Source organism: Clostridium sp. CM041, assembly GCF_055081035.1.
In genome coordinates this window covers 816873-841301 of the sequence record NZ_CM143648.1, presented here as the reverse complement: position 1 = coordinate 841301, position 24429 = coordinate 816873, and the positions used below count along the sequence as shown (strand labels likewise).

Annotated in this window: 19 protein-coding genes and 1 pseudogene; 15 read left to right on the top strand and 5 right to left on the bottom strand. The window is 32.2% G+C overall.

Features of this window, described 5'->3' with window-relative positions:
• Window positions 1–34: 34 nt before the first annotated feature.
• On the bottom strand, window positions 35–751 hold the full coding sequence (locus ACWJJT_RS04065) for an SGNH/GDSL hydrolase family protein (RefSeq protein ID WP_462956153.1): 717 nt from the start codon (window positions 749–751) through the stop codon (window positions 35–37).
• 493 nt (window positions 752–1244) lie between these two features.
• Here ACWJJT_RS04065 and ACWJJT_RS04060 point away from each other — a divergent pair, with 493 nt between their 5' ends.
• The 13 genes and pseudogenes from ACWJJT_RS04060 to ACWJJT_RS04000 all read left to right on the top strand — a co-directional run bounded on the left by ACWJJT_RS04060 (window position 1245) and on the right by ACWJJT_RS04000 (window position 18745).
• A complete protein-coding gene (locus ACWJJT_RS04060) occupies window positions 1245–1625 on the top strand; it encodes an ATP-binding cassette domain-containing protein (RefSeq protein ID WP_462956737.1) in 381 nt (126 codons plus the stop codon).
• Between the two features lie 19 nt (window positions 1626–1644).
• A pseudogene (locus ACWJJT_RS04055) lies at window positions 1645–1689 on the top strand (hypothetical protein); the annotation flags it as partial.
• Between the two features lie 24 nt (window positions 1690–1713).
• Window positions 1714–1896 carry a hypothetical protein gene (locus ACWJJT_RS04050; protein ID WP_462956152.1) on the top strand — a complete coding sequence of 61 codons (183 nt, stop codon included), beginning with the start codon at window positions 1714–1716 and terminating at the stop codon, window positions 1894–1896.
• 282 nt (window positions 1897–2178) lie between these two features.
• A complete protein-coding gene (locus ACWJJT_RS04045) occupies window positions 2179–3879 on the top strand; it encodes an ABC-ATPase domain-containing protein (RefSeq protein WP_462956151.1) in 1701 nt (566 codons plus the stop codon).
• A gap of 127 nt (window positions 3880–4006) precedes the next feature.
• The gene (locus tag ACWJJT_RS04040; protein WP_462956150.1) at window positions 4007–7435 is read left to right on the top strand and encodes a pyruvate carboxylase; all 3429 of its coding nucleotides are present in this window, start codon (window positions 4007–4009) and stop codon (window positions 7433–7435) included.
• A gap of 252 nt (window positions 7436–7687) precedes the next feature.
• Window positions 7688–8965 carry an ABC transporter substrate-binding protein gene (locus ACWJJT_RS04035; RefSeq protein ID WP_462956149.1) on the top strand — a complete coding sequence of 426 codons (1278 nt, stop codon included), beginning with the start codon at window positions 7688–7690 and terminating at the stop codon, window positions 8963–8965.
• Between the two features lie 59 nt (window positions 8966–9024).
• On the top strand, window positions 9025–9951 hold the full coding sequence (locus ACWJJT_RS04030; RefSeq protein ID WP_462956148.1) for a carbohydrate ABC transporter permease: 927 nt from the start codon (window positions 9025–9027) through the stop codon (window positions 9949–9951).
• Window positions 9951–10784 carry a carbohydrate ABC transporter permease gene (locus ACWJJT_RS04025; protein WP_462956147.1) on the top strand — a complete coding sequence of 278 codons (834 nt, stop codon included), beginning with the start codon at window positions 9951–9953 and terminating at the stop codon, window positions 10782–10784. The genes ACWJJT_RS04030 and ACWJJT_RS04025 overlap by 1 nt, the downstream gene beginning before the upstream one ends.
• Before the next feature lie 234 nt (window positions 10785–11018).
• A complete protein-coding gene (locus tag ACWJJT_RS04020) occupies window positions 11019–12161 on the top strand; it encodes an SNIPE associated domain-containing protein (RefSeq protein WP_462956146.1) in 1143 nt (380 codons plus the stop codon).
• Between the two features lie 132 nt (window positions 12162–12293).
• Window positions 12294–13505 (top strand): dicarboxylate/amino acid:cation symporter, encoded by a 1212-nt coding sequence (locus tag ACWJJT_RS04015; RefSeq protein ID WP_462956145.1) that lies wholly within the window; start codon window positions 12294–12296, stop codon window positions 13503–13505.
• Window positions 13506–13582: 77 nt separating this feature from the next.
• Window positions 13583–14422 (top strand): ATP-dependent sacrificial sulfur transferase LarE, encoded by an 840-nt coding sequence (gene larE / locus ACWJJT_RS04010; RefSeq protein WP_462956144.1) that lies wholly within the window; start codon window positions 13583–13585, stop codon window positions 14420–14422.
• Window positions 14423–14681: 259 nt separating this feature from the next.
• Window positions 14682–16361, top strand: coding sequence for a glycoside hydrolase family 13 protein (locus ACWJJT_RS04005; RefSeq protein WP_462956143.1), 1680 nt, complete (start codon window positions 14682–14684; stop codon window positions 16359–16361).
• Window positions 16362–16645: 284 nt separating this feature from the next.
• Window positions 16646–18745: a sodium-translocating pyrophosphatase gene (locus tag ACWJJT_RS04000; RefSeq protein WP_462956142.1), complete on the top strand. Its 2100-nt coding sequence runs from the start codon at window positions 16646–16648 to the stop codon at window positions 18743–18745.
• A gap of 100 nt (window positions 18746–18845) precedes the next feature.
• Here the strand turns inward: ACWJJT_RS04000 and ACWJJT_RS03995 are convergent, their stop codons facing one another.
• Window positions 18846–19529: a tetratricopeptide repeat protein gene (locus tag ACWJJT_RS03995; RefSeq protein ID WP_462956141.1), complete on the bottom strand. Its 684-nt coding sequence runs from the start codon at window positions 19527–19529 to the stop codon at window positions 18846–18848.
• Between the two features lie 347 nt (window positions 19530–19876).
• On the opposite strand from ACWJJT_RS03995, the gene ACWJJT_RS03990 reads away from it, so the two are divergent.
• Window positions 19877–21169, top strand: coding sequence for a Na+/H+ antiporter NhaC family protein (locus ACWJJT_RS03990; RefSeq protein WP_462956140.1), 1293 nt, complete (start codon window positions 19877–19879; stop codon window positions 21167–21169).
• A gap of 141 nt (window positions 21170–21310) precedes the next feature.
• Here the strand turns inward: ACWJJT_RS03990 and ACWJJT_RS03985 are convergent, their stop codons facing one another.
• Window positions 21311–21787 (bottom strand): DsrE/DsrF/DrsH-like family protein, encoded by a 477-nt coding sequence (locus ACWJJT_RS03985; protein ID WP_165414505.1) that lies wholly within the window; start codon window positions 21785–21787, stop codon window positions 21311–21313.
• A 138-nt stretch (window positions 21788–21925) separates the two neighbouring features.
• Between ACWJJT_RS03985 and ACWJJT_RS03980 the strand changes: the two genes are divergently transcribed.
• A complete protein-coding gene (locus tag ACWJJT_RS03980) occupies window positions 21926–22288 on the top strand; it encodes a hypothetical protein (protein WP_462956139.1) in 363 nt (120 codons plus the stop codon).
• Between the two features lie 255 nt (window positions 22289–22543).
• Here the strand turns inward: ACWJJT_RS03980 and ACWJJT_RS03975 are convergent, their stop codons facing one another.
• Complete coding sequence (locus tag ACWJJT_RS03975; RefSeq protein ID WP_462956138.1) at window positions 22544–23266, bottom strand: phosphatase; 723 nt, start codon at window positions 23264–23266, stop codon at window positions 22544–22546.
• An 87-nt stretch (window positions 23267–23353) separates the two neighbouring features.
• Window positions 23354–24376: a metal-dependent hydrolase gene (locus tag ACWJJT_RS03970; protein WP_462956137.1), complete on the bottom strand. Its 1023-nt coding sequence runs from the start codon at window positions 24374–24376 to the stop codon at window positions 23354–23356.
• Window positions 24377–24429: the final 53 nt, after the last annotated feature.

Sequence of the window (24429 nt, the reverse complement as noted above, 5' to 3'; positions counted from 1 at the left end):
CTGAATATATGTTCTATGAGCGTTTCGACGTATTTTAATGTTGTAATAAAAAGTTGTAGTTTTCTTTTAAAAATTTTAATATAACATTTGCTATTAATGATTGACCTTCAATATTGGGATGTATTCCATCTTTACATAAAAACTGACTATAGTCGCTGTACTTTAGAAACTCTGTGCGTACATCAATAAGAACAGTGCTAGTTTCAGCGGCTATCTCAGTAATCATTTTACTATATGAGTTATGCCAGTTAAAGAGTCTATCCTTTGTGCCTAACCACTGTAAGATATTTTTTTCTGAAGTAGAATCATCTTTTGTAATCCATTTGAAATACTTTAAAGGATCTAGTGGTGGCAACGTCATAAGTATAGGGAATATGTGATTAGTTTTCAATGTGTCTATCATTGTAAGTAGTGTTTCACGAAAGATAGAAATATCAGTATTAGGTCTGTATTCCATATCAGGATTTTTAGCGATGTCATTCCAGTTATAGTCACAGTCATTACCACCAAATTCTATTAACACTATATCAGGCGATTTTTTGATGACATCATTATACATCTTACGTGCGCCTCTCATAATGGTACTACCAAATTTACCAGCATTATATACTGGTCCTTTTATTTTATTTTCAATGATGCTCGTAAAGTTTTCTTTTAAAGTTGCGTATTTAGATCTTTCATCATCATAAATGATTCCCTTTGTAATAGAATCACCAAATGCTATAAAAATATAACTATCTTTTATTTCCATAATATACCTCCATGAAATTAAATTATAATCGTATAAATTGATTGAGCTAATTTATATATATTAATAATATATCATATGAATATAAATAATTCAATACGTAGTTATTGAAACTACGTATTGAATAAAAAACCTTTCTATCAATTAAATATAACTAGCGCAGCTTCGAAGGGTTTAACAACTTCAGGAGGAGATTTATATTCCAACTGAAGTTTTCTATTTGTAATAGTATGCATCTTATTTGTTATAGTATGTATCTTAATTGTATTGTAATTGATTTTGTTAAATATTCAATTCATGCAGGCTTCTTAAAATTAGAGCCAGATACTAAGGGATTGTTTAATCTTAGTATTTTGAATAAAGTTTTAAAAGAAAAAGGGCAAGATCAAATCAAATAAAAGAGGTGATAAATTTGAGTCTTATTGTTAAGGGCGTAAGCAAAGAATTTGTTTCAAAACATAAAAAAACAAGCACACTTGAAAATTTTAATTAAGAGATAAAAAAGGGCGACTTTGTATGTATACTAGGACCGTCTGGTTGTGGGAAATCAACACTGCTAAATATTTTGGCAGGACTTGAAAAGGCCACTAAGGGCGTGGTTATACTTAATGGTAATGAGATAGCTGGGCCGGGACCAGATAGGACAGTGATATTTCAGGAAGCCGCATTATTCCCATGGCTTAAGGTAATTGATAACGTAGAGTTTGGAATGAAAATGGCAGGTGTGACTAAGGAAGTTAGATACGAGAAGGCACTACATTATTTCAGTAGTAATAGGAGTACACAAAAATCTAAGTTATTATGGTTTACTGGGTTATCAGGTTCTGGTAAGTCTACGGTGGCAAACGCTTTAGAGATAAAATTAGGCAAAAACTAATGATGTAGCTGAAGTTACTATAAAAACAAAGGAGAATATATGCTTTGATAAATTTTCAGATAACCAAAACACTGGTAGATTTGTAATAGTGGATGGTTATGAAGCATGTGGTGGTGGAATTATTTCGGGGGCTATTGATCCTGATGAAGTAACGGTGACTAGCTTTATTAAAGATGAAATTAAGATTCCAATAAATTATTTTGATGAATATTATTATGATATAATATTTTTGCAAATAAATGGCTTAATTTCACTGAATATAGAACTATAAAGTTTAGAGATATTATAGAAGAAATAGTAGAATACGAGATTTAAATCAGAAAGGAGGGGTATAATCCTCCTTTTAATTTATGAAAAAAATAACTATTTTTATCGAATTTTACATGATTATTGATGCAACAAATAAAGATGTGTATAATTAATATAGGTGTATTAAATAATAAGACATTGTATTTTAGATTATAAGTTACTAAACAAAAAATCCATAGTTTAGTAGCTTTTTTATATTATAAGAAAGTGAAATTTATTTTATAAAGAATAAGAGGAGAGTTTAATGAAAAGTTTGGAGTTGTTAAAAAAAGAACTAGCTAGAATTGATGGGAAAAGTTATAGGTTGTACAAGGAGTTAGAGGGAGAGTATGATTTTGGGGGTTTTGCACTTTGCATAGATCATGTTCAAGGTGATCCTTTTGCATCACCATCAAGAATTAGGGTAATAGTAAATCAGAGGGTTGCTAAATTTCCAAAGGAGACTTTTGATAATAAAATAAAAAATATTGCAGTAGCTGATTATTTAACAAGAGAATTTCATTCTAATATAAATAAGTGCTGCGTAAAAGTTTTTGGATCTGGGAAGAGTGGATTAATAGCTATAAGCAAATGTCCACAAGAGATACTAAATAGAACTTCAATAATTATAGATGAGGATAAAATAGAAGCAAGGTTTTATGTTGGATTTCCAGCGAGAGGAAGAAGCGTTTTATCAAGAGAGCTTGAGAAAATTTTGTATAATGTTATACCAAATATTGTAGAGAGAACTTTAATATATAAAAATATTAATAGTGAAAAATTAATAAGCAGAGTAAATTTAGTAGAAGATCAAGAGCATATAAGAAGGTCGCTTGCAAGTAGAGGGCTAGTTGCATTTGTAGCCAATGGATCAATGCTGCCGAGAGAAAGTGGAATATCTACAAAAGCATTAAAAGCTGGCATGGTATTTGCCTCACCAAAGGAATTAGAAGTAGAGTTTAATACAAAGAGCCGTGGCAAAATTTGCGGAATGGGAATGAAAAAAGGTATAACGCTTATAGTAGGTGGAGGATATCATGGTAAATCAACATTATTAAAAGCAATAGAGCTTGGAGTTTATAATCATATTGAAGGTGATGGTAGAGAGTTTGTTATAACAGATGAATCAGCTTTAAAAGTAAGGGCAGAAGATAGTAGATGCGTTACTAAAACGGATATATCACTATTTATTAGTAACTTACCTAACGGGAAAGACACTGTAGAATTCTCTACGCAGAACGCAAGTGGGAGTACATCACAAGCGGCGAGTATTATTGAGGGGATAGAAAGCAGCGCTAAGGTATTTTTAATAGATGAAGATACTTCAGCTACTAATTTCATGATGAGAGATGATTTAATGCAAAAATTAGTTTGCACAGAAAAGGAACCAATCACACCGTTTATTGAAATAGTGGGATCTTTATATAACCAGAAAGGTATTTCAACAATAATGGTAGTAGGAAGCTCTGGAGATTTTTTTGATGTAGCGGATTCTGTAGTGCAGCTTGATAATTATGAGGCCAAGGACGTCACAAAAAAGGCTAAAAAACTAAGTAGTGGTCATATTACAAAAAGAATTAACGAAAGAAATTTAAAAATAGATATCTCATTTAACAGAGTAGTTAAAGCCGGAACTATTTCACAAGGAGAAAGGGGAGTTAAAATCAAAACAATGGGGCTCAATATATTGTGTATAAACAGAGATGACATAGATTTAAGAGCTGTAGAGCAAATAGTTGATAGTGAACAAGTAAATGCTATAGGCGCAATTATGAAATGGGCAGAGGTAAATATTATGAATAAGGGCTTAAGATTTGAAAGTATGGTTGATGATATAATTTGTAAAATAAAGAAAAATGGGTTAATATCCATGGATAAATTAAAAGGTGGAAGTGGAGATTTAGCCATGCCGCGAAAGCAAGAAATAATGGCAGTATATAATAGGTACAGAAACCTAAAAATATAAAAAGATATAACTACAATTTGGAATAAAAATAAATCAATGACATTTTTATTTATTGCATTTTTTTTAAAAATCCTGTATTCTTATGAATAATGAAGTAGATTAAAGGCTAAAACAGGGGGTAACAAATGTGAAAAAATTTAAACGAGTACTAGTAGCAAACAGAGGCGAAATTGCTATAAGAATTTTTAGAGCTTGTAATGAACTTGGGATTCGTACGGTGGCGATTTATTCCAATGAAGATAAGTATTCACTTTTTAAAACTAAGGCAGACGAAGCTTATTTAATTGGAAAAAGCAGAAGTCCTGTTGAGGCATATCTAAATATTGAGGAGATAATCAGTATTGCGCTTAAAAAAGGTGTAGATGCAATTCATCCAGGGTATGGATTCTTATCAGAGAACCCTGAATTCGCGAAAAAGTGTGCAAAAGCAGGTATTGAATTTATCGGGCCTACAGCTGAAATGATGGATAAACTTGGAGACAAGATTAAATGCAAAATTGTGGCAAAATCATTAGGAGTTCCTACGATACCTGGTTATGAAAAAGAAATTGAAACAGTAGACATTGCAAAGAAACTCGCAGGGGAATGTGGATATCCTATTATGTTAAAGGCAGTTGCTGGCGGCGGCGGACGAGGCATGAGAATTGTAAGAAATGAAGGCGAATTAGCCTCTGCTTATAAAAGTGCTAAAAGTGAAGCAAAGAAAGCGTTCGGTATCGACCATTTATTTATAGAAAAATATTTTGAAAAGTCTAAACATATAGAAGTACAGGTTATTGGAGACAAGTTTGGTAATATTGTTCATTTATTTGAAAGAGATTGCTCTATTCAAAGAAGACATCAAAAGGTAGTAGAGTACAGTCCTGCTTTTTCAATATCAGAAGAAAAAAGAAATGAAATCTGCAATGATGCATTAAAAATAGCTAAATCAGTAAATTATAGAAGTGCTGGAACTTTGGAGTTCTTAGTAGATACTTATGGGAATCATTATTTTATAGAAATGAACCCTAGAATTCAAGTTGAACACACCGTTACAGAAATGGTAACAGGTATTGATATAGTTCAAAGCCAAATACTTATAGCAGAAGATTATGCTTTAAATTCCTCTAAAATAGGAATTTCGTCTCAAGAAGATGTTGTGCTTTGCGGATATTCTATTCAGTGCAGGATAACAACAGAGGATCCTTCTAATAAGTTTGCACCGGATACTGGAAAAATAGAAGAATATAGAACAGGTTCTGGCTTTGGAATAAGGCTTGATGGCGGTAATGGTTTTGCAGGGGCGGTAATTAGCCCTTACTATGATAGCCTTTTGGTAAAAAATATATCATGGTCTAGAACTTTTCAAGATGCTATAAGAAAATCTATAAGAGCTGTTGAGGAAACTAGAATTACAGGAGTAAAGACTAATATAGGTTTTCTAATTAATGTATTAAATCATCCTACTTTTTTGAAGGGCGAATGTAATACAAGTTTTATTGAAGAAAGTCCAGAATTAATTTCCATTGCACCTAAGGAAGATGAGGAAGGCAGAGTGTTAAAATTCATTGGAGACAAAATGGTAAATGAAGTAAGTGGAATTAAAAAGCTTTATGATGTGCCGGTAGTTCCTAAAATTATAATGCCAAATAAACTTAGTGGGACAAAACAGATTTTAGATATGCAGGGTACGGAAGGTCTTTTAAACTGGATTAAAAATCAAAATAAATTACTGTTAACAGACACCACAATGAGAGATGCTCATCAATCTTTAATGGCAACTAGAATGCGAACGAAGGATATGTTAAAAATAGCAAGTGCTACCTCTGTTTATGGAGGAGATTTGTTTTCCCTTGAGATGTGGGGAGGAGCTACTTTTGATGTAGCATACCGCTTTTTAAACGAATCGCCCTGGGAAAGATTATCGCAGCTACGATCGAAAATTCCTAATGTGCTTTTCCAGATGCTACTACGTGGAGCAAATGCAGTAGGCTATAAAAATTATCCTGATAATGTAATCCGTGAATTTATTAAAGAATCTGCAGATACAGGCATTGATGTTTTCAGAATTTTTGATTCTCTAAACTGGCTAAAAGGAATGGAAGTTTCAATAGATGAAGTTATTAAAAGTGGTAAAGTTGCAGAAGCTTGTATTTGTTACACAGGAGACATCTTAAATGATAAAAAAGATAAATATAATTTGGATTATTATATTAAGCTAGCAAAGGAAATTGAGAAAACAGGAGCTCATATTTTAGGAATAAAAGATATGTCAGCACTGCTTAAACCTCATGCTGCGTTTAAGTTAATAAATGCACTAAAGCAAGAAGTAGGAATGCCTATTCATCTTCATACCCATGATACTACAGGAAATGGAGTTGCTACAGTTTTGATGGCGGCTCAAGCAGGCGTTGACATTGTAGACACTGCTTTTAACAGTATGTCAGGGCTTACAAGTCAACCAGCTTTAAATTCAGTTGTTGCAGCACTTAAGAATACTGACAGGGATACTGGGATAGAACCCAAAGGAATTCAGGAAATTTCAGATTATTGGGATGCAGTAAGACCAGTTTATGACCAATTTAAATCAGATTTGAATTCTGGTTCCGCTGAAATTTATCGATATGAAATTCCAGGAGGCCAATACTCTAATCTCAAACCACAAGTAGAAAGTTTCGGACTTTCACATAAATTTAATGAAATTAAAGAACTGTATAAAGAAGTAAATGAAATGGTAGGGGATATTGTAAAGGTAACTCCATCCTCTAAGATGGTTGGAGACTTTGCAATATTTATGCTTCAAAATGACCTTACACCAGAAAATATATACGAAAAAGCTACTAATATGTCTTTCCCAGATTCCGTTGTAGCATACTTTAAAGGCATGATGGGTCAACCAATGGGAGGATTTCCAGAAAAACTTCAGATATTAGTTTTAAAGGGTGAGAAGCCAATTACATGTAGACCGGGTGAATTACTCCCTGATGAGGATTTTAGCAAGATAGAGAAACACCTAATAGAGAAATTTAATATTGCTCCAAATAAAAAAGACGTACTAAGCTATTCATTATACCCTGAGGTATTTGATGGCTATATAAAATATGTTAAGGAGTTTGGAGATTTAAGTAGAATCGGAAGCGATGTGTATTTCCACGGGCTCAATGAGGGTGAAACCTGCGAAGTCGAAATTGCTGAAGGAAAAACCTATATGATAAAGTTGCTTCACATTGGTAGATTGGATTTAGAGGGTAACAAAGTTCTTGTTTTCGAGGTGGATGGAAATAGACGCGAAATAAAAATAAAAGATAGAAACAATAAAGCGTTGCAAGATTTCCAAGGACCAGAAATGGCAGATTCATCAAATCCTTTAGAAATCGGAGCACCTATACCAGGAACTATTTTAGCCATTCTTGTAGCAGAAGGAGATACAATAACTGAAAATCAACCATTGATGACAGTGGAGGCTATGAAAATGGAGACAAGGGTAAGTGCCAGTGTAACAGGAGTGGTTGAGTCAATTAATGTTATTGAAGGACAACAGGTAAAGGCTGGAGAACTTTTAATAAATTTAAAATAGCTTAGAAAATTAGCAAATAAAACTCAAATAAGAGTAAAAAAAACACTAAAGTTTTTAAGCTTTAGTGTTTTTTACTCTTATTTTTTTGTTAATTAAGGTTTAATGCACGTTTGAAACTAATTTATGAATTTTTAAGAAAATATTTATATAAAAAGATTATATTGGTTATTGCGTTCGAATATAAATTATAAGACATGAAGTTTATATGATGAGGGAGAAATCAAAATTTATGAAAAGAGAGGATGAAGAATAATGAAAAAGTTATCAATAACCTTAGCGTTTGTTATGATTGCTTCCATGTCTTTTATCGGATGCAGTAAATCTACTGAGCCAAAAGTAACAACTATTCAGTTTATGGAGACTCTAACCAGTCCTGAGAGGACTAAATTTGTAAAAGAGCTTATATCTGATTTTGAATTAAAGAATAAAGATGTAAAAGTGGAACTAATCTCTGAGCCATGGGAACAAGCCCATGATAAAATCATTACAATGTCAGCTGCAAATCAACTGCCAGATGTAATGGAAATGGCTGCAAATTGGGCTTCTGAAATCGGTGCAACCGGAAAGCTTGAAGATTTAGGGCCATATTATAATAAATGGGACAAAAAGGATACATTGACAGAGAAAAGCCTTAAGCTTGGTAAAGCATACAAAGACACATTGTATGTCGTTCCTCATAGTTTATATTTCCAGGCAATGTATTATAGGAACGATTGGTTAAAAGCTGCAGGTGTTGATGTTCCAAAAACAACAGAGGATTTCTTTAATACTGCAGAAAAAATCACGGATAAATCAAAAAACAGGTATGGATATTCATTCAGAGGAGGAGCGGGAAGCTGGACCCTTATGTCGAACTTCATTATGACTAATGGAGGATTTACAAATTACTTTGATGAAAATGGTAAATGTGTGTTTAGAAAACCTGAATCCGTTGAAACATTTAAGAAATTCACTGATATGTATCTAAAGGCTGCTCCAAAGGATGCTCTTAACTGGGGATATGCGGAAACAGTTGATGCATTCACATCAAGTAATACAGCCCTAATCATACAGGACTCTGAAGTAATAAAATCATGTGAAACAAAAATGGACAAAGGAACATTTGAAACAGGATTATGTCCAGTAGGCCCAGATGGCAAGAGATATTTACAAGGAGGATACATTGGGTTCTCAATGCCATCTGCTTCATATAAGAAAGAAGCCTCTTGGAAATTCATTTCTTATATGATGAGCCCTGAAGTTAACCTTAAATGGGGTGTTAAAAACTCTGTAATTCCTGCGACAAAAGTACCTAATGATAGCGCTGAGTTTAAAAAAGGTTATATTTCTGCATATACAAATACTTTAGAAGATTCTAATACAGTATTGTTCAGCGCTCCTGAATATTTGCCAGAATGGGGAGAATTTACAGGGAAGATTGCTGGGCAAGAACTTCAGTCATATCTCTTGAAAAAGCAAACTGCAGAAAAAACTATGAATAATATATCTACGTATTTAGAAAATGCAAATGCAAAATACAATAAAAAATAGTGGTATTAAATAAAGAGGAATGGAGAAATTATCCATTCCTCTTGATAGGAGGTAGTAGTTTGGACAGTAAAAAATCATTAGCACAAAAAAAACGGGTTATAAACAGTGTTAAGAAAAAGAATATTGAGCCTTATTTATATATAATGCCGGGATTAGTATTAATGTTTGTTTTTATTGGGTATCCAATTGCAAAGGGGATAGAAACCTCCTTCTATCATTATAGGCTAAATGATCCAAATATTTACTTTAATGGTCTTGAAAATTACAAAGCAATACTTGCAGAAAAAGATTTTTGGAAGATTTTAAAAAATTCATTCTGGTGGGTTGCAGGTTCAATAAGTTTCCAGTTTACATTTGGGTTAATTTTGGCGCTGCTACTAAATAGAAGATTTAAATTTAGGAGCTTATATCAAGCCTTAGTTCTTGCGCCTTGGGCAGTACCTGGATTTTTAATAGGGCTTATATGGAAATGGCTACTTAATGGGCAATATGGAGTTATAAATGATATACTTATTAAATTGCATTTAATAAAAGAGCCTATTTCATTCTTGGCACAATTAAATACTGCACTTCCAAGCACAATAGTAGCAAATATTTGGTATGGTATACCGTTTTTCGCCATAATGATTTTGGCTGCACTTCAGTCGATACCGTTAACTTTATATGAATCTGCAGAAATAGATGGTGCAGGAAAAGTAGCAAAATTTTTCAAAATAACTTTGCCATACATAAAACCCACTATCATTACAACTTTGCTGCTTAGAGTCATATGGATATTTAGTTTTGCAGATATTATATATATAATGACAAATGGTGGGCCTTTGAATTCATCAAATAATTTGGCTTCTTATATTATTTTTAAAGCATATAAAGTCCTTGATTTTGGGCAGGCGTCAGCTATAAGTGTCATATTTTTAGTAATACTACTCATATATACTGTACTTTATCTAGCAATTACGAAATTTGATAAAGCGGGTGATTTTTAATGAACAAGGAAAATAAATTAAGCAGAGCATTGACATACTTTTTAATGGTAGCATTCTTTATTTTTATGACTTTCCCTATCATCTGGATATTTATTACATCAGTAAAGTCAGTTAAGGAGATAGTGACCATACCTATAACATACTTTCCAAAACACTTTACTTTAAAAAATTATGAAAGTATATTAAAAACTACAAACTTTCCAGTATACTTTAAAAATAGTGTGATTGTAGGTACTGTGGCTTCAATAGGGACTTTGATTATATCACTATTTGCAGGATATTCTCTGGCAAGGTTTAAATTTGCAGGTAAAAAACTTACCCTCTTTCTATTCCTTGCAACTCAGATGGTTCCTGTGGCAGCGATTATAGTGCCTATATTTATGCTTTTTTCAAAATTAGGCCTTATAAATAATTTGCTGGGACTAATAATAATTTATATAGTTTTGAACATCCCGTTTTGCACTATGATGATAAGGGGATTTTTCGAAAAAATACCTTATACTTTGGAAGAGGCTGCAATGATTGATGGATGTTCAAGAATACAAGCATTGATAAAAATAATACTTCCTGTAATGAAACCAGGTATTATTGCAACTTTTGTTTTTGCTTTTATGGGAGCATGGAATGAATTATTCTTCAACACTCTGTTTATAAGCCGTGAAGGCCTTAAAACTCTGCCAACAGGGATTAATGCTTTTATAGGGAAATATGATATAGACTGGGGAATGATGACAGCAGGTTCTGTTATTGCTTTAATACCTATATTCATTATGTTTGGTGTTATCCAAAAGTATCTGGTAGGGGGTCTTACTGACGGTGCTGTCAAAGGATGATAATTTTATCTATGGTTTTTTATAGACAAGTAAGAGATTGTATAACAAGATGATGCACCTAGATATAGGTGCATTTTTATATTTAGGGTAGTGAGCTACAGTATACATAAGGATAAAATTAGAAGAATATTAATAGTTTGGTAATTATTGAGCTAATTTTTGACTTATTACTATATTTACGAGTGAATTTTTTGTGGTATAATGTAAATTAATAAAGAAATAGGAGGGTTTTCAATGGCAATACTTACGTCTATTAAAGATGCTTTAAATGCGAAGCAATATAAATCTGAGGTTGAAAAACTAATCGAGGAAAATAAAAATTTAAAATATATAAAATTAACTCCAACTCAAATGGGAATGAGTCAAATTTTATCTAAAACTAAAGAACTTGAAGCAGAGCTCGAAGGATATGATAATATAATTAAAACAAAAGCAAAAGACATACAAGAACTTAAAACAGAATATAATGATCAAGCTGTGTATCAGTCTAGAGAGTTTGAACAAAAATCGAATGAATATGATGATTTAATTAAGCTGAAATGTAAAGAGCTTGAAGATAAATCAGCAGAATACGATTGCATAATTGAAAACAAGAGTAAAGAATATGATGATCTAATTCAGCTAAAAGGTAAAGAACTTGAAGATAAATCAGCAGAATACGATGGATTAATTGAAAACAAAGGTAAAGAGTATGATAATTTAATCCAGTTAAAAGATAAAGAACTTGAAGATAAATCAACAGAGTATGATGACTTTATTGAAATGAAAAGTAAAGAATATGAGGATATGTTCAAACTAAAAGCTAATGAAATTGAACAGAAATCAAATGAATATGAAGTTTTAATTGAAACTAAAACAAAATCCATTGAGGAACTTAATGCAGAGTATAACGATATAAAAACATGTGTGGATAGCTTAAAGTCTCAAATAATAAATTTAGATGATGATATTTTAATGCAAAGTTTTGGAGTTTATAAATCTGAATATAATTTAATGAATTTAGAAAAATGTTCTACAATGCTTCAGGATATAAGAGAAAAGCAAATTGAGATGATAAAATCTAAGGAAGCTATAGAATTTAAGCAGTGGATTGTTAATGGAAGTATAAAAGAAGGCAATCAACTAGTTGGAGATATGACAGAGGATATGATTAAATTGGTCATTAGGATTTTTAATGATGAGTGTGATTCTATAATTGAAAAGGTTAAATTTAGTAATATAGAGATGATAGAAAATAGAATCAAAAAATTCTTTGAGGATTTAAATAAGCTTGGGAATATAACACAAGTTAAAATAGCTCCTAAATATTTGGATACTAAACTAGAAGAACTTTATCTTTCTTATGAATATAAACTTAAAAAACAGGAAGAAAAGTAAAATAATGGTTGTGCGATAACCTTAGAAGAACTATAATGAAGGTATAACAACAATGCATTATTTATGAAAGTAATTATTAAAAGTAAAATTTAAACGTCAAATTAAGGCGTTTATTTATAAGGAGGAATATAAATGAAAAAAACAGTAAAAAAGAAAAAAATAGGATTACTTCCTAGACTTATCATCGCTATCATATTAGGTATCATTTTAGGAAAAATACTTCCAGGAACAGGGATTAGGATTTTTGCAACATTCAATGGACTATTCGGTCAATTTTTAGGTTTTGCTATACCGCTTATAATTATAGGATTTATAGTACCTGGTATAGGTGATCTTGGTAGTGGGGCTGGTAAAATTCTAGCTTTAACTGCAGGAATAGCGTATGGCTCTACTATAATTGCCGGATCGATAGCATACTTTGCAAATATTACTATTCTTCCAATGTTTTTAAAACCTGGAGCACTAGGAGCAAATTTTGGTAGTAGTGAGAGTGGGGTTGCTAAAGCCTTTATTGAATTTAAGATACTGCCTTTAATGGATGTAATGACTGCTTTAGTTCTTGCCTTTACAATAGGTATAGGAATTGCTGCAATAAAATCTACTGCCATAAAGAGTGTTATGAAGGAATTCCAAGAAATTATAAGTAAACTGATTTCTGGAATAATAATTCCACTACTACCTATATACATTATGGGTACTTTCGCAAATATGACTTATGCTGGTCAAGTTGAATCTATATTAAAGGTATTCTCAAAAGTATTCATTTTAGTTATTTTACTTCACATTATAGTAATTGTTCTTCAATATGTAGTTGCCGGAAGCATAGCAGGTGCTAATCCATTCAGATTAATTAAGAAAATGATTCCTGCATATTTAACAGCTATAGGAACTCAATCATCTGCAGCAACTATTCCTGTTACTCTTGCTCAAACTAAAAAAAATGGGGTAAGTGATGGAGTAGCTGACTTTGTAATTCCACTTTGTGCAACTATACATCTTTCAGGTAGTACAATAACTTTGGTAAGTTGTTCTCTTGCAATAATGATGTTAAATGGTATGAATTATGGTTTTGGAACTTTCTTTGGATTTATTTTAGCATTAGGAGTTACAATGGTAGCGGCTCCCGGAGTTCCTGGCGGAGCGGTTATGGCATCACTTGGACTGCTTCAAAGTATGCTCGGATTCAATGAAACATTGACATCGCTTATGATAGCTCTATATGTAGCCCAAGATAGTTTTGGTACTGCTTGCAACATAACTGGAGATGGAGCAATTGCTGTTATAATAAATAAAATCTCAGGACATAAACTTGAAACTCCAAAAGAAAAAGATGCTATTGCTTAGATATTATGGTAAATTAAATATAGTGATATATTTTTAGTGTAAATAGTAATAGCCTTATAATAATAGGAGGACGAAATATGGAATTAGATTTGAAATTTCAAAAGTTAAAGGAGATTCTTCAAGATTTAGAAAGTGTAGCGGTAGCGTATTCAGGGGGTGTTGATAGCACGTTTCTTTTAAAGGTAGCAGCTGATGTTTTGGGGAATAGGGTTATAGCAATAACGGCAAAGTCATCAACATACCCGGAAAGAGAATTTAAGGAAGCTGTTAAATATATTGAAGGTATCGGGGCAAAGCATATAGTCATAATTTCGGAAGAATTAGAAATTGAAGGATTTGCTAAAAATCCTGTTAATAGGTGCTATTTTTGTAAAAAAGAACTTTTCTCAAAGATTAGAAAAGTTGCTGATGATAATAACATTAATGCAGTTTTAGATGGTTCGAATGTTGATGATGCTTCCGATTACAGACCGGGAATGAAGGCAGCTAAGGAATTAAAAGTTATTAGCCCATTAAAGGATGCTGGCTTTACGAAAAATGATATAAGAGTACTGTCAAAGAGATTGGGTGTACCTACTTGGGACAAGCCAGCATTTGCATGCCTATCCTCAAGATTTCCATATGGCAATGAGATAACGGTGAAAAAACTAAGTATGGTTGAAAAAGCCGAACAGTTTTTATTGGATTTAGGGTTCAAACAGATAAGGGTAAGGCACCACGGAGATATAGCAAGGGTAGAGGTTAATGTTGAAGAAAGAAATAAATTTTTCAATATTGAAATGATGGATAAAGTTGGAAACAAATTGAAAAGTATTGGTTTTAAATATGTAACTCTTGATTTGTTAGGCTATAGAACTGGAAGTATGAACGAAGTACTTAGCGTAGCAGAAAGAAATTCAGTAAAAGCTCTTGATTAAAATCAAGAGCTTTTTTATTAATAGTTGCTACTATATCAAAGATTGTTTTATCTAACTAAATTTAATTTTCATGAAATATTTTTTATAGCAAGTAAAAATTATATACTAATTTACGTTTATAAGGTAAAATGTGGTAGAGGAAATTGAATATAGACTAACTGCAATTGGTAGGAACTTAAAGACAAAAACTAGCCATATTACAGAGGTATTGTTACCAAATGTTAAGGAAGTTATAAAACAATAGAAAGAAGGAGAGTTTATGAATAAATATTGGTGGAAAGAAAGTGTAGTTTACCAGATTTACCCAAGAAGTTTTAAAGATAGTAATGGAGACGGAATCGGGGACTTAAGGGGAATAATAGAAAAACTTGATTATCTTGAGGAACTTGGAATTGATGTAATATGGTTGTCGCCTGTTTATGAATCACCTAATGATGATAATGGATATGATATAAGTAATTACCAGGGGATAATGAAAGAATTTGGAACCATAGAGGATTTTGATTTATTGCTATCACGAGCTCATGATAGAAAGATTAAGATAATGATGGATCTTGTTGTAAATCATAGTTCTGATGAGCATAAATGGTTTATTGAGAGTAAGAAATCTAAAACAAATAAATATAGGGATTATTACATTTGGAGGGACGCAAAAGATAGCTTGCCTCCCAATAATTGGGGATCGTGCTTTAGTGGTTCTGCTTGGGAATTAGACCCTCAATCACAAATGTATTATTTACACTTATTTTCGAAAAAACAACCAGATTTAAATTGGGAAAACGAAAATTTAAGAAAAGAAATCTTTGGTATGATGGAGTGGTGGCTAGAAAAAGGAATTGATGGTTTCCGTATGGACGTTATTAATATGATTGGAAAAGATCAAAGCTATCCTGACGGTATTCTTAATGGAGATAATAACTATGCAGATCCAGGTAATTTCAGCAAAAATCATCCAAAGGTTCATGATTATTTACAAGAAATGAATAAAGAAGTATTAAGTAAGTATGATATTATAACTGTTGGCGAAACGCCAGATGTAACACCTGAGCAAGCTATCGAATACGTAGGTGAAGATAGAAATGAATTAAATATGGTGTTTCAATTTGAACATATGAGTGTAGGCGATGGACCAGAAGGGAAATGGGGCAAAACAAAATTTGAGCTGAGTGAATTTAAAACTATTATGTCAAAATGGCAAAATGAACTTGAAGCTAAAGGATGGAATAGTCTTTATTTAAATAACCATGATCAGCCAAGAATGGTTTCACGTTTTGGAAATGATAATAAATATAGAATTGAATCTGCAAAAATGTTAGCAACCTTTCTTCATATGATGCAAGGTACTCCCTACATTTATCAAGGTGAGGAAATAGGTATGACAAATGTGAAATTTGATAACATTAATGATTACAAAGATATTGAAACCCTAAATGCATATAGAGATTTTACTGAAAGTGGTAAAAAAGGTCATGATGAGATTATGGATTCTATTTATAAAAGGGGTAGAGATAACGCAAGAACGCCATTTCAGTGGAACAATAAAAAGAATGCAGGTTTTACCGATGGAACTCCTTGGATCAAGGTAAATCCAAATTATAAATATATTAATACGCAATCGCAATTAGAAGATGAAAACTCTATTTTTAATTATTATAAAAAACTAATAAGACTTAGAAAGAACAATGAAATAATAGTATATGGAAAATATACTTTAATTTTGGGGGACCACAAAGATATCTATGCATATAAAAGAGAATTAAAAAATGAGACTCTTTTAGTAATATGTAATTTCTGTGAGAACATTGCTAAATTTGCTCTTTCCAACAATATAAAATATGAGCATAAGGATCTTCTAATTTCAAATTATATTGTAGAGACTGAGTCCATAGATGAAATTAACCTTAAACCTTATGAAGCAAGAGTATATTTGTTAAAATAAGTGAACTATATAAGTGGAATTAATACTCAAGGTTCGCAACCCTCAAAAACTTGTTAAATAAGGATTTGAGGGTTTTTATTTATAATGATAATTAGGTGTACGAATGATTTTCAAAAATCGATTTATGAGAAGTAAGCTGCTAGAGTATTTAATGTTGGTGGAAAGTAGTATAAAAAAATTGATGATAGCTTAAAGCTTTCAACTAAGTTTAATTTGTGGTATAATAAGACAATATTGTAAAGATAATGAAACACTATTACTAAAATACTTGGGAGGGAATTATTATGAATTTATTGATTTTAGCCCCAGCTTGTTCCATATTAGCCCTTGCTTTTGCCGGTTATCTTGCAGCTAAAGTACTAAAAAAAGATGAAGGAACCGAGCAGATGAAAAAAATTGCGACTGCTATTAGAAATGGTGCAGATGCATATTTAAAAAGACAGTATACAGGAGTGATTATTTTCTTTGCAGCTATGTTTGTAATACTAGGAATACTTGCATCATTTGGGTTTATTACCCCATTTGCACCTTTTGCATTTATAAGTGGGGGATTCTTCTCAGGTCTCTCAGGCTTTATAGGAATGAAAATTGCTACCCATGCAAATGTTAGAACTACACATGCAGCTGGGAAAAGTCTTAATAGTGCTTTAAACGTTGCTTTTTCAAGCGGTGCAGTAATGGGACTTACCGTTGTAGGTCTTGGACTTCTTCATGTTAGTATATTTTATTACTTATTGGATTTTTTCTATAGAGATTTAGAAGCGGGTATAAGAATTCAAAATATAACAAGTGCACTGATTACATGTGGAATGGGAGCTAGTGCAATGGCATTATTTGCACGTGTTGGTGGCGGTATATTTACTAAAGCAGCAGATGTAGGTGCAGACCTTGTTGGTAAGCTTGAAGCAGGAATTCCTGAGGATGATCCAAGAAACCCTGCAGTTATAGCGGATAACGTTGGAGACAATGTTGGAGATGTAGCTGGTATGGGTGCAGATTTATATGAATCCTATGTTGGGTCAATAGTAGCTACTGCTGCTCTTGCCGTAGCAGCTGGACTTGGAGTTTCAGGTGTTACAATTCCTATGATCATAGCAGCTATAGGTATAGTTGCATCTATTATTGGAACCTTCTTTGTTAAATCAGGGGAGAAGGCTGAGCAAAAAAGTCTTTTATCAGCTCTTAGACGAGGTGTTTACGTTAGTTCTGCAATAATTGGGATAGCTACATTCTTCCTAGTCTGGAATGTACTTGGATGGGATCATATTGGAGTTTACTTTGCAATATTAAGTGGTCTTATAGCAGGTAATTTAATTGGGTTTTGTACAGAGTACTTTACTTCAGACACATACAAGCCTACCCAAAAACTAGCACAAACAACAAAAACCGGTGCAGCAACAGTTATAATAGGTGGTCTTTCACTTGGAATGATGTCTACTTTTCTTCCAGTTGTAATAGTAGCTGTGGCTATAGCAACTAGTTTTTATTTTGCTGGAGGAGCAGTAGATTATAATATGGGGTTATATGGCGTAGGAATAGCCGCAGTAGGTATGCTTAGCACACTAGGTATAACACTTGCTACGGATGCGTATGGTCCTGTGGCAGATAACGCTGGTGGTATTGCAGAAATGACTCATCAAGATCCTATAGTACGAGAAAGAACAGATGCTCTTGATTCTTTAGGCAATACTACTGCAGCTACAGGCAAAGGTTTTGCTATAGGTTCTGCAGCACTAACAGCTCTTGCGCTTATCGCAGCATATAGAGATCAAGTAGAAATTATTATAAAAAAAGAAAATTTGGATTTTGTTTTTAATTTGTCAGTATTAAATCCCCAGGTTCTTATAGGGTTATTTATAGGTGGAATGGTGCCTTTCATATTTGCAGCACTCACCATGGATGCAGTCGGCACGGCAGCACAACTTATAGTGGTAGAAGTTAGAAGACAATTTAAAGAGATAGTGGGTCTCATGGAAGGTAAATCAGAAGCTGACTATGCAAGGTGTGTTGATATCTGTACAAAATCAGCTCAAAGGGAAATGATTATGCCAGCACTACTCGCTATTACTATTCCAATAGTAGTTGGTTTACTTTTAGGTGTAAATGGAGTAGTAGGATTATTAGCAGGAGCAACTGTAACGGGTTTTGTACTTGCTATTATGATGGCAAATTCAGGTGGAGCTTGGGATAATGCTAAAAAGCATATTGAAGCCGGGAACTTAGGTGGAAAAGGATCAGATTGTCATAAAGCTGCCGTTGTTGGTGACACTGTAGGAGATCCATTTAAGGATACCTCAGGTCCATCCATAAACATATTGATTAAATTACTTTCAATGGTATCAATAGTATTTGCAGCATTTATTTTGAAGTTCTCAATGTTATAGATATTACAAAGTCGACTGTAAAATACTAATAATAACCATCGGCTAAGATGCAAACAGCATCTTAATCGGTGGTTATTATTAGTATTATGGCAAAGAAAAGTTATTCTATTAATTCCTTAAATTCCATATGGTTACGTACATTATCAAAATCTTCCTCATTCTTTGCATTATTTTTTACACTTGGATTAATATCAATAGCTAGTTTTAAGTATTTTACGGTATTATTAACATCACCTTTTCTTCCATAGATACTAGCTATACCATAATAGCTCCATTCAAACTTTTCCACTTCTAAATCTTTTTTATACCATGTTATAGCTTCATCATAATGTTCGTATAATTCATTAGCTAGTGCTTTATTAAATCTTGCATATCCGTAATTAGGGTTAAGTTTTAATGATTGATTGATTTGCTGCATACCTTTTTCAAAATTTCCACTATAAGCTAAGGCAATTCCTTCTACAGCATATGCTTTATAAAAAGTAGGATCTTCTTTTATGACTTGTCTTTCCGTTTCAATGGCTTGCTTATATTTTTTATCAAAAAATTCATCATACCCTTTCTTCCATACCTTTTCTAAGTTTTCTTGTTTTTGATTTATCTGTTGCTGTTTTTTTATTTCTTTTTCTTTTTCTTTTAATTGTTGCTTTTTTATTTCTTCGTTTTTATTGCTCGATACAATCACACTGTTATTTTTCATTGTAGCATTAACCATTATACCTATCACTATAGCAGAAAGAATAGCAAACATTATTACCCTAAATTTAAATGATTGTGATTTCATATTTTCCACCGATTCCTTTACTATAATATTTTAGACTTAAACTTAAACTTTAATATTACGCCATATGATTTTGTTCGCTTTTGACAAGTATATGGTATAGATACCTATATAATAACAATATATGAATATTTAATATAGTAAAAGTTATTAAGGGCTGTGTTTATTTAAACAAAACATAAAAAAATACCGAAATATATCAAAATACATCGAAATAAACGAAATTAAATGATAGAATAGTAAAAGATATACAAAATAAATGGTTATATCTAAACAAAAGCTTTAGAACAGACTAAGGCGATGATTTAACATGAAAGAATAATTATTATTATACTTAGGAGGAAAATTAAATGGAAAAAAGAACTAATTTTATAGGATTATTACCTTTGGTATTTTTCTTAATATTGTTTATGGGGGTTGGTATTTTAACGGGAAACTTCTCTAGTATGCCATTATTGCTAGCATTTGTTTTTGCTACTGCTTTTGCTTTATTATTGGATAAAAAAGGAGAGAAAACATGCTTGTCCGACAAGATTGATATATTTGCGAAAGCGGCTGGAGAACCTACTATTATGTTAATGGTAGTTATATTCATATTGGCAGGAGCTTTTTATTCAATTGCAGATGCAATGGGTGCTGTTACTTCCATAGTAAATATGGGATTAAGTGTTTTACCAGCCAATATGATGTTACCAGGTTTATTTATAGTTTGTTCTATTTTATCATTTTCTATGGGCACTTCAATGGGAACTATAACAGCTTTAGCGCCAATAGGAGTTGGTATAGCATCGCAAACGGGTATGGGATTACCTTTGGTATTAGGAACTGTAGTCGGTGGTGCAATGTTTGGGGATAATCTATCTTTTATTTCAGATACAACAATTGCAGCTACAAGAACGCAAGGAGTAAAAATGAGAGATAAATTTAAATCAAACGGTTTAATTATTTTACCCGCTTTTGTTATTACTGTAATAATATTGACTTTTCTATCTGGTGGAAATGTTCAGTTGCAAGCACTTGAATACTCGTTAGTTAGAATAATTCCATATATATCAATTATTGCTAGTGCGGCAATCGGCCTAAATGTTATGGTTGTTTTAGGAATAGGTATAGCTACTGGATCAATAATAGGACTTGCAATGGGTAGTTTTAATTTAGTTGAGATGTTTGCAATATTGCAAAGAGGGATGGGCTGGATGGAAGATTTAGCACTGATATCTATTATAGTAGGCGGATTGGTTGGCCTTATGCATTATTATGGGGGGATTGAGTATCTACTAGAAAATTTAGCATCTAAAGTTAAAACAAAAAAAGGAGCAGAAATAGGAATAGCTGCACTAGTAAGCGTGCTAGATATAACTACAACAAATAATACAATATCTATTATTACGGCAGGACCACTCGCAAAGGATTTGTCAGAGAAATATGGGGTTAGTCCAATAAGAGCAGCAAGTATTTTAGATATATTTTCGGCTGGGTTTCAAGGCGTAAGTCCTTATGCAGGGCAAATGCTATTAGCAGCAACAATTGGGAAGATATCACCTATTCAAATTATTCCTTTTTCAATATATTCTTATTTAATGATAGTTTGCGGATTACTTTCAATATTCTTAGATTGGCCCAAAGCCCAAAGTTCTAAATAAACAGGGGCAGTCATGAGAATGGCTTTAGTGGAGTTTTATTCTAGCAATAAGGAAGTAAATCCTAAGTAAGCTGGCACCTATAGAGTAAACACTTTTTTATGTGCTTACCCTATAGGTGCCAGTTTATTTATGCACTTACCCTTATATGAATAATTGTATATCTGATTCGAGAGCATCCTTTAGATAGTCCTTAGCCTCAATTACCTCAAGTTCTGGAATGAGTTCTTCCTTTTTAAGGCCCATAACTTCCATTGAAAGCTTACATCCATAAAACTTAACACCTTTTTTTACAGCACCTTCTAGAAATTTAGAAAGGGTAGGGGTTCCGTCTTCCTTCATCATAGCTTCAAGCATTTTTTTTCCGAAACCACTAAAATTCATGGTGGAAAGGGGTAATTCATCTGGACCTTTTGGAGTCATTGCACCCATAAGTTTCTCAAGCGAAGACTTACCTTCACTTGTATTTATATTTGGATCTCTCAATAAAAGCAGACCCCAAAAGGCGAAAAACATAGACACTTCCATTCCTAATTCTTTAGCTGAATTTGCTAGTATTAATCCAGCTAAAGCTTTGTCATATTCTCCACTAAACATTATAAGACTTAGTTTTTTATTCATTATAGCACCTCATTTTCTTTAGTGTGTGTATATATTTACATATTTATTCTTATTCATTAACTGAATTTTTTTATAATAATGGGGAAATAATATAATAAATATTTCAAAAATATTTATTATATTAAGGAGGGCTGTTGTATGAATTCTTTAGACAAACCAAAAAAAAATAAATTTAAAAATAGAAAACAAAGGGTTTGCCCTATTAACAGTTTAGCAGTTGTAGGTGTCGCAATTGGAGGAGCTATTGCAGGTTTGTTCGTTCGAAGTTGTTGTGGCGAAATAAAAAATATTATTATTAGTAATGCAAAAGATATTGAAGAAGATATTGAACAAGATATTGAACAAGATATTGAACAAGATACAAATACTAAAAGGGATGAAATTAAGCAAACATTGGATAAAGCACTTGATGAATCTGTAGGTGACGTAGGAATTGCAATGGAGAGGGCCTTTGAAGACTTGGAAGATGAGAAACAAAGCAAGGATGAGGTTATAAAATAATATGTATATATTAAATCATCTCCTGCGGAGCTGCACAGCATCGAAGAAGATGATTTACGACTTCAGAAGTAGGAGACTTTCCTTCTGAAATGTCGTTAAACTTTGAGTTATAAAAAATGATTATATGCTAATAGTTAAGAAAGAGGATTAAAAACAACAGAGATTGGAAGCTTCTAGAAGCTTCCAATCTCTGTAAATGGTAAGAACTTTTTGAACAGTCTTATTTATGTCTGTTTAATGATTTTAGCTACTGTATTATATATTTTTACCTTTTTCTTTAAGAAATGATAATAACATTTCTTTATTAGTATTAATAATAAGTTCTTCAGGCATATTTATATCTCTAAGTAGTTTTTCTACAACACTAAAATTTCCTATAGAATAGCAGAAATGAGCATCACTGTTTACAATAATCCTTACTCCAAATTCTTTGCAAAGTTTTAGAATTTTAAGACAGTTTTTGTCACTGCCTTTTCTTGAAGTTACAAAAGAGCTATTATTTATTTCGATTAGTATATTTTTTTCTTTTGCTTTTTTTACGATTTCTTCCGCATGTATAGGGAATTTAGGATTTCCCATATGTCCTAAAATATTCACATAAGGGTTATCCATAGCTTTTAAAATAGTAGCTGTATTTAAGTCTGCACTCTTTTCACCTTCCATTAGAGGTTCATGCATGCTTGCTATCATTATGTCAAGAACATTTTGTAGCTTTACTGGTATATCAATATTACCTTCATAATCAATTATATTAGCTTCACATCCGTAAAGCATTTTAACACCGTATAATTCTCTTGGCAGAACTTTAAAATTTTCAAAATACCAAGGGTCGGGAGCCCCTGGCATATTAGGACCGTGATCTGTAACTCCTAATATCTCAAGACCTTTCTCACTAGCATATTTCGCATTCTCCATTAAAGTACTATATGCATGGCCACTAACTATAGTATGGGTATGTAAATCAGCAATAAACTTCATAAAATCTCTCCTCTCACTTTTCCATCTGTATATATTTAATTGTATCCCAAAATCCATGCTAGTGCTTAAAAAAGGGATATATTTTACTTATATTACTCTGAATTCTCCACCATAAACATTGAAACCTATCACGACTACTACAAATAATACTACAATATATATTACTTCAAATAAATTTCCAGTATCAGAGCCTGTGGTAATATGTGGTGGGAATTTAAGTTTAAACTTACCTATTTTTTCTAATATATTAACAAATTTATTATGAATACCTAATTTTTTCAATAACTGCGCAATAAACCTGGGTATTGAAAGTATCGGTACTCCTTCTTTAGTAAATATATCAGCCCAATAAATATGACTTATATATCCAACGAAAAAACATCCCGTTAAATATTCATAGCCTAATTTATTAAATACATATGAAGCTGAAATAGTAAAAATAGTAACGCCTTCTATTGAGTGCAAAAATGTTCTGTGGGGGAATATTGCTATACAAATTAATAAAATACAAATAAGATAAATAAATGCATCGTTTAAATTAGTAACGTTATACATTGCTAAAATTGCACTCGAACCAATATAAGTTATAAGCATGGTCGACCTTTTGAAATTATTTGTTCCTTTACTTATTGTAGATGATAATTTCTTATAAACTAAACCAATGATAGGAATCCTTTTATAATACCTATCATTGGTGATTCCTAAAACTATAAAAAGGAAAGACATAAAATATGTGAATATCTCAGCATATTTACCTATATATTTTATCATTGTTAACTCTTGTACAATAGTTTTTGAATACCACAAAATCAGTGCCCCAAGTCCAATACTTAATAATAATTTTAATAATAACTTTAATGATTTTTCCATATTATTTATTACTTTAGAACTTGTGCCTGTAAGTGGGTTCATTTGGTTTATTTTACTATTATGACTATCTGCATCAACAAGTAATCCCGCCAGAGAGGCAGTTCCAAGGCCAATAATGCTTATTCCCATTGGAACATGTATATATTTATTGTTGAATATTGGCATTGAATTAATTAAAGGTATTGTTGCTACTATAGCATATGATAATATCGCTATTTTTTGATGTGATCGCCCATTCATCTTATGTACTCCTTACGTCCGTTGATGTCATTGTAAATTTTTTTATAAATTAC